This window comes from Roseobacter sp. HKCCD7870, assembly GCF_037830315.1.
Classification (GTDB): Bacteria; Pseudomonadota; Alphaproteobacteria; order Rhodobacterales; family Rhodobacteraceae; genus M30B80.
Window position 1 is genome coordinate 586,438 of sequence record NZ_JBBLYO010000001.1, and the last position, 13,293, is coordinate 599,730.

The following is a 13,293-nucleotide window of genomic DNA, read 5'->3' on the forward strand; positions in this document are numbered from 1 at the left end:
TGCTTGCCCCCCCTGCCCCAAGCGCGTAAATCCTCATCACAAATTTGGTAAATGCCACTCGCGCGGGTTGCGCGTGATGGCTTTTGTCAGGCACAAGATCGGCACAGCGCAACAAAGCGAGACACGCATATGAGCAAATCGGCCCGAAAATCCCTGTCCAAGATTTTTGTCTGGGCAATCCTTGGCCTGCTATTTGTGGCCCTAGCAGGCTTTGGGATCGGGTCATTCTCAGGCGGCGCCTCGCGGATGGGATCGGTCGGCGATATTGAGATCAGCGCCGAAGATTATGCCCGCGCCCTAGATCAAGAATTGCGTGCCCGCAGCGGGGAGACAGGGCAAAATGTGACCCTGTCGATGCTGATTGCCAACGGCATAGATTCACAGGTGCGTCAGGGCCTTTTTGCGCGCGCGGCCCTGGATAATGAGGCGGCGATGATGACGCTCTCCATCGGGGATGAGGAGATTGCCAACCAGATTTTGCAAATCCCCGCTTTCCAAGGTGCAGATGGCACGTTCGACCGCCAAGCCTATGAGTTTTTTCTCAGCCAACGTGGTTTGAGTGCAGGCGAATTTGAGGAAGAAATTCGTGCGGATATCGCCCGCTCGATCCTGCAATCTGCGATTTTGGGGCGCGTGCCTGCGCCTGCGGCATTGGTTGATCCTTTGGTGGCCTATCAACAAGAATCCCGTGGTTTTTCTTATCTGCCTTTGACCGCCGCCGATTTGGACGCCCCCGTGCCTGCCCCTACGGAAGAGCAGATCACAACCCATTACGAGGCGTTCCCAGATCGCTTTACCCTGCCCGAGGCCCGCGAGATCACCTATATCTGGATCACGCCCAACATCATCATGGATAAGATCCCCGTCAGCGACAGCACGCTGCAAAGCCTCTATCAGGAACGCATTGAGGAATACCGCCAACCCGAGCGCCGCTTGGTGGAGCGTTTGGTCTACCCCACCGAAGCGGAGGCCGAAGCCGCTTGGACGCGGCTCAATGACGGCAGCGCAGATTTTGAAACCCTCGTGAGCGAACGTGGGCTGTTGTTGGAAGACACCGATATGGGGGATGTTACCCGCGATGATCTCTCTGCCGCCGAGGCAGAGGCCGTTTTCGCCGCAAGCGATGCGGAATTCGTGGGCCCCGTTGCCTCGCCCTTTGGCCCTGCAATTTTCCGCATCAATGCCGTGTTGGATGCGACAGAAATCCCGTTCGAAGAGGTGCAGGACGACCTGCGCAGCGAAGTCACGGCGGATGCCGCACGCCGCGCCATTTCTGACCTGCGCGAAGGGTTTGACGACCTCCTCGCCTCAGGCGCCACCCTTGAGGAGGTCGCGGATGAGACGCAAATGGTGCTTGGCACGATCCGCTATGATGGCAGCCAAGAGGATGGCATTGCCGCCTACGAAGCTTTCCGCGCGGTTGCAGACACGATTGAAGACGGGGATTTCCCCGAAATTCTCGATCTCTCCGATGGCGGGGTATTCGCCCTGCGGCTTGACCAAATCGTGTTGCCAACCCTGCCGCCTCTTGACGATGTGCGCGCGGATGTCATCGCGGATTGGACAATCTATGCGACCCAAGACGCGCTCTTGGCCCGCGCCGAAGAAATCCGCGCCGATATTGCGGCCTCGGGTCGGCGCCTTGAGCGGTTTGGCGGCTTGATGCGCGAGACAGATGTGCGGCGCAATGACTTTATCGCGGATACGCCTGACGCGCTGGTGCAAACAGTGTTTGGCCTGTCCCGCACGGGCGAGATTGCGGTCGTCGGCGGTGAGGCGCAAGCCTTGGTGGTGCGCCTTGATGCGATCAACCCTGCCGATCGCGCCGACCCTGACACGGATCTACTGGCCAATATCCTGAACCAACAAATCAGCCAGTCCCTGACGGCTGATTTATTCGAAGATTTTGGACGCCAGATGCAATCGGCGGTCGGCCTTACCTTTAACCAATCCGTGGTCAACCAAGTCCACGCATCCTTCCCATAAGGCACGGATCATGGCGCTAATCACCCGTTTTGACAGCTTCGCCGAAGGTTGGGCGCAAGGCAAAAACCAGATTGTCTATGCCCGTTTGGCTGCTGATTTGGACACGCCTGTTTCGCTGATGCTGAAACTTGCCAATGCGGGCCAAGACAGTTTCATGCTTGAATCTGTCACGGGCGGGGAATTGCGCGGCCGCTATTCAATCGTGGGCATGGCCCCCGATGTGATCTGGGAATGTCACGGCACACAGGCGCGGATCAACCGCAACGCTGCCCTAGATCGGGATCATTTTGTTGAGTACGACAGCGCGCCCCTCACCTCGCTGCGCGCGCTTTTGGCCGAAAGTCAAATTGATCTGCCCGCCGATATGCCACAGGCCGCAGCGGGTCTATTCGGCTATTTGGGCTATGACATGATCCGTTTGGTGGAGCATTTGCCCGATGTGAACCCAGACCCGGTTGGCCTGCCTGATGCCGTGATGATGCGCCCATCTTTGGTTGCCGTGCTAGATGGGGTTAAGGGCGATGTAACCTTGGTGTCGCCTGCGTTCTTCTCGGCGGATATTTCGGCGGAAACCGCCTATGCGGCGGCCTGCGCGCGGGTGCAAGAGGCGCTCGACAAGCTCGAACAGGCCCCTGCCATCGCGCAGCGTCATTTGGGGGCGGATGCAGACACATCTGGCGTTGAGCCCGTTTCCAATTTCACCAAAGAGGGCTATTTCGCTGCCGTGGACAAGGCCAAGGCCTATATTCGAGCGGGCGATATTTTTCAGGTTGTCCCCTCGCAGCGCTGGACGCAGGATTTCCCGCATCCACCCTTCGCCCTCTATCGCGCGTTGCGGCGCACGAACCCTTCGCCCTATATGTTCTTCTTCAATTTCGGGCCTTATCAGGTCGTTGGCGCAAGCCCAGAGATTTTGGTGCAGGTCAAAGGCAGCCAAGTCACCATTCGACCGATTGCAGGCACACGCCCCCGCGGTGCAACGCCCGAAGAAGATCGCGCGCTTGAGGCGGATTTGCTGAGCGATAAAAAAGAATTGGCCGAACATCTTATGCTGCTGGATTTGGGCCGCAACGATGTGGGTCGTGTCGCCAAAATAGGCACAGTACGTCCAACCGAAGAATTCATTGTCGAACGCTACAGCCATGTGATGCATATCGTTTCGAATGTTGTGGGAGAATTGTCGGATGAGCATGACGCGCTTTCCGCCCTTTTGGCGGGTCTGCCCGCAGGCACAGTCTCGGGCGCGCCCAAATTGCGTGCCATGCAGATTATTGACGAGTTAGAGCCAGAAAAGCGCGGCGTTTATGGGGGCGGTGTCGGGTATTTCAGCGCGGGCGGCGATATGGATATTTGTATCGCCTTGCGCACGGCTGTTTTAAAAGATTCACAGCTTTACATCCAAGCAGGCGGCGGCGTTGTCTATGACAGTGACCCTGAGGCGGAATTCATGGAAACCGTGAACAAATCGCGCGCCTTGCGCAAAGCGGCGGCAGAGGCCGCGCAATTCGCGGGCCAATCCCATAGCAAAGATTAGACCGAACGCCTAGCGCGCGAGGGTCTGTTGCAAGATCGCTGAGACGGGCGCGACCGCATAGCTTGCGTTCACCGCCGCCTGCCCTGCCGCCCAAGACAAAAGCGCCGCCAAAGTTTCGGGATAGCTGCGGCCCAAAACAATCGCGCAGCCTGTTTGCTGTGCCTCAAAGGCCGCACGATCCAAAAGCCGCAACATGACGGGCGCAGATTGCCCCTCGTCATCCAAAACGCGGTAAAGACGCGCGGCGGGAACGCCATCGCGGGCGGCGGCCTGCTCAAGACCGCCAAGACCGAAGGCGCCTGCAATCAGCCCATGGCCCGTTTCCCCCATCCGCGCCAGAACCTGACCTTGGAGGGAAATATCCCCGCGCAATGTTCCATCTGCGCTGTCAAGCAAGGCCACAGTTTGCGGCAGGCGGCCGAGCGCGGCCTCGAATGCCGCAAGATCAGCAAACCGCGCCTCTATTACCGCCTCAATCCCTGCCGCACGATATCGCGCCAGTTGCACCTCTGCATCCATACACGTGGGATCAATCACGATGCTCACAGGCACCGTTAGGCTTTGCAGGGTGCTATCGGTCAGCGGAAATTCAGGATCATCATAAAGCAAGATTGAGAAAAGCGGCACAGATTGCGGTGCAGAAAACGGCGTTGCGTAGGCCACGACCGCAGGCAGATCTTCGGGCTCTGGCATGGGTGCCGAGGCCGAAAAGGGGGGCATCGCGGGTTGTGCAACAGGGGCATCTGGCGTGATTGTTGGCAAAATCACGCGTTCTGGCTCGGGTTCTGGTTGCGGCTCAGCCTCTGGCTCTGGCTGCAATTCAGGCTGTGGCTCTGGCTGGGGTTCTGGCTCTGGCGCGGCGGCAGGGGCAGGAGCTGGGGAAAGGGCTGCGGCCTCTTGGGCCTGCTCCACCATCCCGCCCGTGTCTTGCCCTAAGAAATAGGATGTGCCCAATGATCCCGTCACAGAGATCACCGTGCCGATCACGGCACCGACCAAAAACCCCTTTAGCATCTGACTTTACCCTCTCTTGTGCCAATCAATCTGCGCAGTGCCGCATGTTTTCAGCCCCACCTCCCTTGACCCCGAGGCGCGGCTCTGAACATTTATAGCCTGAGTGATCTGCCAAAACACGCCCAATTCCGCGAGCCCGTCATGCTTCTCTTGATCGATAATTACGACAGTTTCACCTATAACCTTGTTCACTACTTGGGCGAGCTTGGGGCAGAAACCCGCGTTTTGCGCAATGACGCGCTGACAGTGACCGAGGCCTTGGCCATGGGGCCAGATGGGATTGTTCTTTCACCTGGGCCTTGTGACCCCGCACAGGCGGGTATCTGCCTTGATCTGACCCGCGCTGCCGCCGAGGCCCGCTTGCCGCTTTTTGGCGTGTGCTTGGGGCATCAAACCATTGGCGAGGCCTTTGGGGGTAAGGTCGTGCAGTGCCATGAAATCGTCCATGGCAAACTGGGCGAGATCCATCACAAGGGGATCGGGGTCTTTGCAGGCCTACCTTCGCCCCTTTTGGCCACGCGCTATCACAGTCTGGTGGTTGAGCGCGCCTCCCTGCCCGATTGTCTTGAGGTCACAGCGGAATTAACAGACGGCACGATTATGGGGCTGCGCCATAAAACCCTGCCGATTGAGGGCGTGCAATTTCATCCCGAAAGCATCCGTTCGGAACATGGCCATGCGATGCTGAAAACCTTTATCGACACCACGAAGGGAGCGGTGCCTGCATGAGCGATGCAATGAAACCCCTGATCTTTGCGGCCTCAGAAGGGCCGCTATCCCGCGCCCAAGCCGAGACGGCCTTCACACATCTGTTCGAGGGCACAGCAACCGCCGCGCAAATGGGGGGCTTGTTGATGGCCTTGCGCGCGCGCGGTGAATCCGTCTCTGAATATGCGGCGGCGGCGGCTGTGATGCGCGCAAAATGCACCTCCGTTTCCGCACCCGCAGGCGCGATAGATATCGTGGGGACAGGTGGCGATGGCATGGGCACGCTGAACATTTCCACCGCGACCGCCTTTGTGGTGGCGGGCGCAGGGGTGACCGTGGCCAAACATGGCAATCGCAATCTGTCGTCCAAATCAGGGGCCGCAGATGCGCTGACCGCCTTGGGGGTCAATGTCATGGTCGGTGCCGAAGTCGCAGAACGTGCCATAAATGAAATTGGCATCGGCTTTATGATGGCCCCAATGCATCACCCCGCGATCAAACATGTCATGCCCGTGCGCCAAGAATTGGGATGCAAAACCATCTTCAACATCCTTGGGCCTTTGACCAACCCTGCAGGGGTGAGACGGCAATTGACCGGGGCCTTTGCGATTGACCTGATTTTCCCAATGGCTGAAGTTCTCAAGGATTTGGGATCCGAGAAAGCATGGCTTGTCCATGGGGATGACGGCAGCGATGAGGTGTCGATCTGCGGGGCCACACAGGTTGCAAAGCTTCAGGATGGAAAAATCACAGGCGGTGAAATTCACCCCGAGGATGCAGGCCTGCCCGTTCACCCCTTGCGCGATATCTTGGGTGGCTCTCCTGAGGAGAATGGCCGCGCCTTTGCCGCGCTGCTTGAGGGCGCGCCATCAGCCTATCGCGATGCGGTCCTCTTGAATGCGGCCTGTGCGCTTGTGGTTGCGGATCACGCCAGTGATCTGCGCGCAGGGGTCGAGATGGCCCGCGACAGCATCGACAGCGGCAAGGCCAAGGCAAAACTAACCGCCCTTGCCCGCCTGACATCGCAAGCCTGACATCGGAGGCCGCATGAGCACCCCCACGATCCTAGAAAAAATCAAAGCCTATAAGCTTGAGGAAATCGTAGCCGCAAAGGCAGCGACCCCTCTTAGCGAGGTTGAGGATGCGGCGCGCAATGCTCCGCCCCTCCGCCCCTTCGCCGAGGCGCTACAAGAGGCCAGCCGCGAAGGCTATGGCTTGATTGCTGAAATCAAGAAGGCGAGCCCGTCCAAAGGGTTGATCCGCCCTGATTTTGATCCGCCGGCCCTTGCACAGGCCTATGAGGCGGGCGGAGCCACTTGCCTCTCGGTTCTGACCGACACCCCCAGTTTTCAGGGTGCGCCTGACTATCTGGTGGCGGCACGCGCCGCAACCACCCTGCCCGCGCTGCGCAAAGATTTCCTCTATGACACGTATCAAGTGGCCGAGGCGCGCGCTTGGGGGGCCGATTGCATTTTGATCATCATGGCATCTGTCAGTGATGCCCAAGCCGCCGAGCTTGAGGCGGCGGCGTTTGATTGGGGGATGGATGCGCTGATCGAAGTGCATGATGAGGCTGAGCTAGAGCGCGCAAGCGCCCTGCAATCACGCCTCTTGGGGATCAATAACCGCAATCTCAACACCTTTGAGACCAGCCTTGAGACCACCCGCCGCCTGTCGCGCATGGCCCCTGAAGATCGGCTTTTGATCTGCGAAAGCGGGCTTTTCACCCCCGCAGATTTGGCCGATATGGCAAAATATGGGGCGCGCAGTTTCCTGATCGGCGAAAGCCTGATGCGCGCGGATGATGTGACCGCGGCCACCAGCGCGCTCTTATCTGCCCCCTATACTGGCACAATGTGAGGGCGGCATGAGCGAGCAAAAACTGACCCATTTCGACAAAGACGGACAGGCGCATATGGTGGATATCTCTGCCAAAGACGCAACTGATCGCGTGGCGATGGCCGAATGTTTTGTGCGCATGGCCCCTGAGACATTGGCGCTTGTGGAAAGTGGCACTGCGAAAAAGGGTGATGTTTTGGGGGTCGCGCGGCTTGCGGGGATCATGGGGGCGAAGAAAACCGCCGATTTAATCCCGCTGTGCCATCCTTTATCCTTGTCAAAAGTGGCCTTGACGCTTGAGGCAGACAGCGCCCTGCCCGGGGTGCGGATCGTGGCGATTGTGAAAACCACGGGCCAGACAGGTGTTGAGATGGAGGCGCTGACCGCCGCCTCCACCGCCGCGCTGACGGTCTATGACATGCTCAAAGCCGCCGACCGCGCGATGGAAATCGGCGGGCTGCGCGTGCTGCTCAAAGATGGCGGTAAGTCAGGGAAATACGAGGCGCAATGATTTCCGTAAGTGAGGCCCTCGCGCGGTGTTTGGACTTGGCGCAGCCCTTGGGGGTTGAAGATATCCCCTTGCGCCATGCAGCGGGGCGGGTTTTGGCGCGGCCTGTTGTGGCGATGCGTGATCAGCCGCCCTTTGCGGCCTCTGCGATGGATGGCTATGCAATCCGCAAAGCGGATTTGTGCCTTGGCGCGCGGCTGCGGGTGGTGGGTGCGGCCCCCGCAGGACAAGCATGGCAGGGCCAGATTGGCCAAGGTGAGGCGGTGCGTATTTTCACGGGCGCCCCGCTGCCGCAAGGGGCCGATCATATTGTGATCCAAGAGGATGTCACCGCCGCAGAGGATCATATCGTGATCAATGCAGTGGATGACGCGCCCCATATTCGCCCTGCAGGCGCTGATTTCGAAGCAGGGGCAGAGATGACCCCACCACGCCGCCTGACCCCTGCGGATCTGGCCTTGGCCGTGGCCATGAATGCGCCGCGCCTTTCGGTTTATCGCCGCCCTGAGGTGGCAATCATTGCCACAGGGGATGAATTGGTCAGCCCCGGTGAAACCCCGCGCCCTGATCAAATCATTGCCTCAAACACCTATGGTTTGGCCGCAATGGCCGAGGCTGAGGGCGCGGTCGTGCGCCTTTTGCCGATTGCGCGCGACAGGCGCGACAGCCTTGCCGCCACCTTTGAGATGGCAAAAGGCGCGGATTTGATTGTCACTGTGGGCGGTGCATCAGTGGGCGATCACGATTTGGTTGGCGCCGTGGCCCAAGATCTAGGGCTTGAGCGCAGCTTTTATAAAATTGCGATGCGCCCTGGAAAGCCGCTGATGGCGGGGCGGATGGGGGATGCGGCCCTCTTGGGTTTGCCAGGAAACCCCGTATCCGCCATGGTGTGTGGGCATCTTTTCATGGTGCCGCAATTGCGCGCCTTTCAAGGCCTGCCCAAATCCCCGCGCCGCACCAAACAGGCGCAACTGTCAACTGATCTGCCTGCCAATGGCCCCCGCGCCCATTACATGCGCGCAAGCCTTGCGCCGCAAAACGGGGCGGCGCTGCCACATATTGCCCCCTTTACAAGCCAAGACAGCGCGCTCTTGACCATTTTCGCCGAAGCGGGTGCCTTGTTGATCCGCCGCCCACATGACGGGCCGCGCAAGGCGGGCGATATTGTTGATTACCTCAGCCTTTAACACCTAAAATCGCAGGGGCGTTGACAAAATAGGCGAACAAGGGTAGAACATTCATCGAACATAACCGCATCACGCCAAGCGATGCATGAGTAGAGGCCCGTTCGAGATGTTGACGAAAAAGCAGCTAGACCTGTTGGAATTCATCCACCGCCGCATGCAAAAGGACGGTATTCCCCCCAGTTTTGACGAGATGAAGGATGAGCTGGATTTGCGCTCGAAATCGGGCATCCATCGTCTGATCACCGCCCTTGAGGAACGGGGCTTTATTCGCCGTCTGGCCCATAAGGCCCGCGCGCTGGAGATTGTAAAACTGCCCGATGCGTTAGAGCAGAAATTTGGCACTGGGGCCAAAGGAGGCTTTGCGCCCCGCGTGATCGAGGGGGACAGGGTTGACCCGCCCGCCCGCGCGCAAGCGGTTGAGACCCGCGGGGTCAGCGAATTGCCAATGATGGGCCGCATCGCAGCCGGCACCCCGATTGAGGCTTTGGCGGACATCTCGCATCACGTCAGCGTACCAGCCTCCATGTTGGCCGCAGGGCGGGCGCATTACGCGCTCGAGGTTAAAGGCGACTCTATGATTGAGGCGGGCATCAATGATGGCGATATGGTCATCATCGAAGAACGCAACAGCGCCGAGAATGGTGACATCGTTGTGGCCTTGGTCGAAGGCTATGAGGCCACGCTCAAACGCTTTCGCCGCAAGGGCAATATGATCGCGCTTGAGGCGGCCAACCCTGCCTATGAAACCCGCGTTCTGCCCGAAGGTCAGGTGAAGGTACAAGGTCGCCTTGTTGGCTTGGTGCGGGTTTACTGACCCCCCTTTTTATCGCGACCTGCCAGACCAAAGCCGCGCACCCTGTGATGCGCGGCTTGTTTCTATGGTAATTGGGCCGATGCCCCCTTGGGGCAAATGCAAGGCCACAGCGCCCTCACGGGCCATATCGCGCGCATCAAAAAATAGGCAAGGCCCCGGACTATCCGATGGGTTTAGACGGGCGGCAAGGATCACAACATCCGCTGCCCCACAGGCAGAAAGGGCATCCGCTAAGGCCGCCTCGCCCCGCCCGTGCCAAAGACGATACCCTTTGACGGTGGCAGCCTGCCCCGCCCCCTCCGCCTGCCAAAGCGGTCGTGCGGCCGCCTCGGGTTGGGTCGCGCGATCCCCATTGTTTTCAAGCCAGAGATCCACCACGAACCCCTCGCCGCGCGCATGGCTCGGCACACGCAGGCCCGCCGCATCCATCACCCCGACAAGACGCGCTGAAGGGGCAATCAAGATGTCTGGTCGCGGGCTTTGGCCCCAAATCTAATGCGCCACCCCCATGGGCAAGAGAAAGGCGGCCCGCATTGGCCCGTTCCAAATCAATCCGCCCACAAACCCCGCCGCAAAAACGGCGATGCGCGTGCCCGTGTCAGGTTCCACAGGCAGCGCAAAATATGCTGCAATGCCTGCGGCTAAAAAGACAGGCACCCATAAAAACCGATCTTGGGCTTGCGCGCGGAGGTTAGAAACAACAGCGCGAAACCCAAGGCGGCGTGTCAAGATGTGGATTGGTGAATGTGGTGCTGCAATCGGCACGTTCTGCGCCCTTGTCTCCCTGTTGCGGAGTGCCTAAACACAGGGCCAAACCTAGCCGTAAGTTTGTAAGAGAAGGGTTAAGGGCCACCACCCAAACCCGCGAAAGGTAAGCCGATGAACCAGCCTGTCACACGTTTCGCCCCCTCGCCCACGGGGTATTTGCATATTGGCGGCGCGCGCACGGCCTTGTTCAACTGGCTTTACGCGCGCGGGCGGGGTGGAAAATTCCTGCTTCGGATCGAAGATACGGATCGCGCCCGCTCGACCCCAGAGGCGACAGAGGCCATTTTAAAGGGCTTGGCTTGGCTTGGCCTCGACTGGGATGGGGAACCCATCAGCCAGTTTGAGCGCGCAGACCGCCATGCCGAAGTGGCGCGCGCGATGCTGGAAAATGGCACGGCCTATAAATGCTTTGCCACCCAAGACGAGATTGAAGCCTTTCGCGAGGCGGCTCGGGCCGAAGGCAAATCCACCCTTTATCAAAGCCCGTGGCGGGATGCGGCCCCTGAAACCCACCCTGACGCGCCCTTTGTGATCCGTCTGCGCGCGCCGCGTGATGGTAAAACCATCATCGAAGATCAGGTTCAGGGGCGTGTCACCATCGGCAATACGCAATTGGATGATATGGTTTTGCTGCGCTCGGACGGAACCCCGACCTATATGTTGGCGGTGGTGGTCGATGACCATGACATGGGTGTGACCCATGTGATCCGCGGCGATGACCATCTCAACAATGCCGCACGGCAAAGCCAGATTTATCACGCAATGGGATGGGATTTACCGATTTGGGCGCATATCCCGCTGATCCACGGGCCAGACGGCAAAAAACTGTCCAAGCGCCACGGCGCTTTGGGGGTCGAGGAATATGCCGCGATGGGATATCCGCCTGCCGCAATGCGCAATTATCTCGCCCGTCTGGGATGGAGCCATGGTGATGATGAATTGTTCACCGATGCCCAAGCGACCGAATGGTTTGATCTGGGCGGCATTGGCAAATCGCCTGCGCGGCTTGACTTCAAAAAGTTCGAAAATGTCTGCCAATGGCATATCGCACAGATGGAAGATGCCGCGCTTTTGCGGGATATTGAAACATATCTCGCAGCGGCCAGTCAGCCCGCCCTTTCGCAATCGCAGAAAGATGGCCTCAAATCCGCGCTCTATTGCACAAAGGATCGCGCCAAATCCCTGCCAGAGCTTTTGATGAAGGCCGCATTTGCTTTGAACGAAAGACCAATAAAACCTGACGAAAAGGCCTTAGGGACGCTGGATAATGTATCCCGTGGTATACTGAAATCATTGACTGCGCAGTTGCAGAATGCTACGTGGACGCGTGAGGGTCTTGAAACGCTGATCGGCGCAGTTGCCGAGGCGCATGAGACCAAGCTTGGCAAATTGGCAGCACCGCTTCGTGCGGCCTTGTCGGGACAAACAGTTTCACCGAGCGTCTTTGATATGATGCTCGTGCTGGGTCGGGACGAATCCATTGCCCGACTTACGGATGCAACGGTTGGTGCGGATTAAACCAGACCCGCACCAATGAGGCCCCAAGCGCATGCTACGGCCAGATACGTCAACACCCCCCGTGCAAACCCTGTGTTTTGCGCGGCAAAGCGAGAGGGAACGTCATGACTGACACGAAAACGGCCAAACTCAGCATCAATGATCGCGACTTCGATCTACCCGTCTACAGCCCCACAGCAGGGCCTGATGTCATCGACATCACCAAACTATATGGCCAAGCGGGCGTGTTCACCCATGACCCAGGCTTTACCTCCACCTCGTCTTGCGAAAGCCAGATCACCTTTATTGATGGCGACAAGGGCGAGCTTTTGCACCGCGGCTATCCCATCGACCAACTGGCGAAAGATTCGCATTATCTCGAGGTTTGCTACCTCTTGCTTTATGGCGAATTGCCGACAGCGGCCGAATTGGAAGATTTCGAGACCCGCGTGACCCGTCACACCATGATCCACGAACAGATGCATAATTTCTTCCGTGGCTTCCGCCGTGACGCGCATCCAATGGCGACAATGGTGGGTGTCGTGGGGGCAATGTCGGCCTTCTATCACGACAGCACCGATATTGCGGATCCTTGGCAGCGCGAAGTGGCCTCGATCCGTATGATCGCGAAAATGCCAACCATTGCTGCGATGGCCTATAAATATTCCATCGGCCAGCCCTTTGTGTATCCGCGCAATGACCTCGATTATGCGACCAATTTCTTGCGGATGTGCTTTGCCGTGCCCGCCGAGGAATATGTGCCTGATCCTGTGCTAAGCCGCGCGATGGATCGCATTTTCACGCTGCACGCAGATCACGAACAAAACGCCTCCACCTCAACGGTGCGCTTGGCGGGCTCGTCTGGGGCGAACCCGTTTGCCTGTATCGCGGCGGGTATTGCTTGCCTTTGGGGGCCTGCACATGGCGGTGCGAACCAAGCCTGCCTTGAAATGCTGCGCGAAATTGGCACTGTGGATCGCATTCCCGAATATATCGCCCGCGCGAAAGACAAAAATGACCCGTTCCGCCTGATGGGCTTTGGCCACCGCGTCTATAAAAACTTTGACCCGCGCGCGAAGGTGATGAAGGAAAGCGCCGATGAGGTGCTGGATCTGTTGGGTGTTGAGAACAATCCAACCCTGCAAGTTGCGAAAGAACTTGAGAAAATCGCGCTTGAAGACAGCTATTTCGCGGATAAGAAACTCTATCCAAATGTGGATTTCTATTCAGGCATCATTTTGGATGCGATGGGGTTCCCAACCTCAATGTTCACCCCGATCTTCGCGGTCAGCCGCACAGTGGGTTGGATTGCACAGTGGAAAGAAATGCTGAACGATCCTGCGGCAAAAATTGGCCGTCCGCGTCAGCTTTATACGGGCCCAACCAAGCGCGATTATGTCGATATCGCAAAGCGCTAAGGCACGACTGTAGACGGAAA

At 58.5% G+C, this 13,293-nt stretch carries 13 protein-coding genes; 10 read left to right on the forward strand and 3 right to left on the reverse strand.

Annotation, left to right across the window (positions count from 1 at the left end; translation table 11 throughout):
* Positions 1 to 51 precede the first annotated feature (51 nt).
* Together AAC637_RS03020 and trpE are read left to right on the forward strand one after the other, a co-directional pair.
* The gene (locus AAC637_RS03020; protein WP_340302253.1) at positions 52 to 1,986 is read left to right on the forward strand and encodes a SurA N-terminal domain-containing protein; all 1,935 of its coding nucleotides are present in this window, start codon (positions 52 to 54) and stop codon (positions 1,984 to 1,986) included.
* A gap of 10 nt (positions 1,987 to 1,996) precedes the next feature.
* On the forward strand, positions 1,997 to 3,520 hold the full coding sequence (gene trpE / locus AAC637_RS03025) for an anthranilate synthase component I (protein ID WP_340302254.1): 1,524 nt from the start codon (positions 1,997 to 1,999) through the stop codon (positions 3,518 to 3,520).
* A gap of 9 nt (positions 3,521 to 3,529) precedes the next feature.
* Here the strand turns inward: trpE and AAC637_RS03030 are convergent, their stop codons facing one another.
* Complete coding sequence (locus tag AAC637_RS03030; RefSeq protein ID WP_340302255.1) at positions 3,530 to 4,534, reverse strand: divergent polysaccharide deacetylase family protein; 1,005 nt, start codon at positions 4,532 to 4,534, stop codon at positions 3,530 to 3,532.
* Positions 4,535 to 4,675: 141 nt separating this feature from the next.
* Between AAC637_RS03030 and AAC637_RS03035 the strand changes: the two genes are divergently transcribed.
* The 6 genes from AAC637_RS03035 to lexA all read left to right on the forward strand — a co-directional run bounded on the left by AAC637_RS03035 (position 4,676) and on the right by lexA (position 9,590).
* A complete protein-coding gene (locus tag AAC637_RS03035) occupies positions 4,676 to 5,263 on the forward strand; it encodes an anthranilate synthase component II (protein ID WP_340302256.1) in 588 nt (195 codons plus the stop codon).
* The gene (trpD, locus tag AAC637_RS03040) at positions 5,260 to 6,276 is read left to right on the forward strand and encodes an anthranilate phosphoribosyltransferase (RefSeq protein ID WP_340302257.1); all 1,017 of its coding nucleotides are present in this window, start codon (positions 5,260 to 5,262) and stop codon (positions 6,274 to 6,276) included. The genes AAC637_RS03035 and trpD overlap by 4 nt, the downstream gene beginning before the upstream one ends.
* Before the next feature lie 13 nt (positions 6,277 to 6,289).
* A complete protein-coding gene (trpC, locus tag AAC637_RS03045; protein WP_340302258.1) occupies positions 6,290 to 7,102 on the forward strand; it encodes an indole-3-glycerol phosphate synthase TrpC in 813 nt (270 codons plus the stop codon).
* Positions 7,103 to 7,109: 7 nt separating this feature from the next.
* Positions 7,110 to 7,592 carry a cyclic pyranopterin monophosphate synthase MoaC gene (gene moaC, locus AAC637_RS03050; RefSeq protein WP_317654433.1) on the forward strand — a complete coding sequence of 161 codons (483 nt, stop codon included), beginning with the start codon at positions 7,110 to 7,112 and terminating at the stop codon, positions 7,590 to 7,592.
* A complete protein-coding gene (locus AAC637_RS03055) occupies positions 7,589 to 8,776 on the forward strand; it encodes a molybdopterin molybdotransferase MoeA (protein ID WP_340302259.1) in 1,188 nt (395 codons plus the stop codon). The genes moaC and AAC637_RS03055 overlap by 4 nt, the downstream gene beginning before the upstream one ends.
* A 106-nt stretch (positions 8,777 to 8,882) precedes the next feature.
* Positions 8,883 to 9,590, forward strand: a complete 708-nt coding sequence (lexA, locus tag AAC637_RS03060) for a transcriptional repressor LexA (RefSeq protein WP_340302260.1) — start codon at positions 8,883 to 8,885, stop codon at positions 9,588 to 9,590.
* Between the two features lie 9 nt (positions 9,591 to 9,599).
* Here lexA and AAC637_RS03065 read toward each other — a convergent pair whose 3' ends face one another.
* Both AAC637_RS03065 and AAC637_RS03070 read right to left on the reverse strand, forming a co-directional pair.
* Positions 9,600 to 10,052 carry a hypothetical protein gene (locus AAC637_RS03065; protein ID WP_340302261.1) on the reverse strand — a complete coding sequence of 151 codons (453 nt, stop codon included), beginning with the start codon at positions 10,050 to 10,052 and terminating at the stop codon, positions 9,600 to 9,602.
* 30 nt (positions 10,053 to 10,082) lie between these two features.
* Positions 10,083 to 10,319 carry a hypothetical protein gene (locus AAC637_RS03070; RefSeq protein WP_340302262.1) on the reverse strand — a complete coding sequence of 79 codons (237 nt, stop codon included), beginning with the start codon at positions 10,317 to 10,319 and terminating at the stop codon, positions 10,083 to 10,085.
* Between the two features lie 150 nt (positions 10,320 to 10,469).
* On the opposite strand from AAC637_RS03070, the gene gltX reads away from it, so the two are divergent.
* Entirely contained in the window at positions 10,470 to 11,876 is a 1,407-nt protein-coding gene (gltX, locus tag AAC637_RS03075; protein WP_340302263.1) for a glutamate--tRNA ligase, read from the forward strand.
* 104 nt (positions 11,877 to 11,980) lie between these two features.
* Entirely contained in the window at positions 11,981 to 13,273 is a 1,293-nt protein-coding gene (gene gltA, locus AAC637_RS03080) for a citrate synthase (RefSeq protein ID WP_317654426.1), read from the forward strand.
* The last annotated feature ends 20 nt before the right edge of the window (positions 13,274 to 13,293 follow it).

Bases quoted from the DNA above. Each gene is read 5' to 3' on its own strand.
- gltX (WP_340302263.1), top strand. From the start codon at position 10,470: ATGAACCAGCCTGTCACACGTTTCGCCCCCTCGCCCACGGGGTATTTG.
- trpC (WP_340302258.1), top strand. From the start codon at position 6,290: ATGAGCACCCCCACGATCCTAGAAAAAATCAAAGCCTATAAGCTTGAG.
- AAC637_RS03055 (WP_340302259.1), top strand. From the start codon at position 7,589: ATGATTTCCGTAAGTGAGGCCCTCGCGCGGTGTTTGGACTTGGCGCAG.
- AAC637_RS03030 (WP_340302255.1), bottom strand. From the start codon at position 4,534: ATGCTAAAGGGGTTTTTGGTCGGTGCCGTGATCGGCACGGTGATCTCT.
- moaC (WP_317654433.1), top strand. From the start codon at position 7,110: ATGAGCGAGCAAAAACTGACCCATTTCGACAAAGACGGACAGGCGCAT.
- gltA (WP_317654426.1), top strand. From the start codon at position 11,981: ATGACTGACACGAAAACGGCCAAACTCAGCATCAATGATCGCGACTTC.
- trpD (WP_340302257.1), top strand. From the start codon at position 5,260: ATGAGCGATGCAATGAAACCCCTGATCTTTGCGGCCTCAGAAGGGCCG.
- lexA (WP_340302260.1), top strand. From the start codon at position 8,883: ATGTTGACGAAAAAGCAGCTAGACCTGTTGGAATTCATCCACCGCCGC.
- AAC637_RS03035 (WP_340302256.1), top strand. From the start codon at position 4,676: ATGCTTCTCTTGATCGATAATTACGACAGTTTCACCTATAACCTTGTT.
- trpE (WP_340302254.1), top strand. From the start codon at position 1,997: ATGGCGCTAATCACCCGTTTTGACAGCTTCGCCGAAGGTTGGGCGCAA.
- AAC637_RS03020 (WP_340302253.1), top strand. From the start codon at position 52: ATGCCACTCGCGCGGGTTGCGCGTGATGGCTTTTGTCAGGCACAAGAT.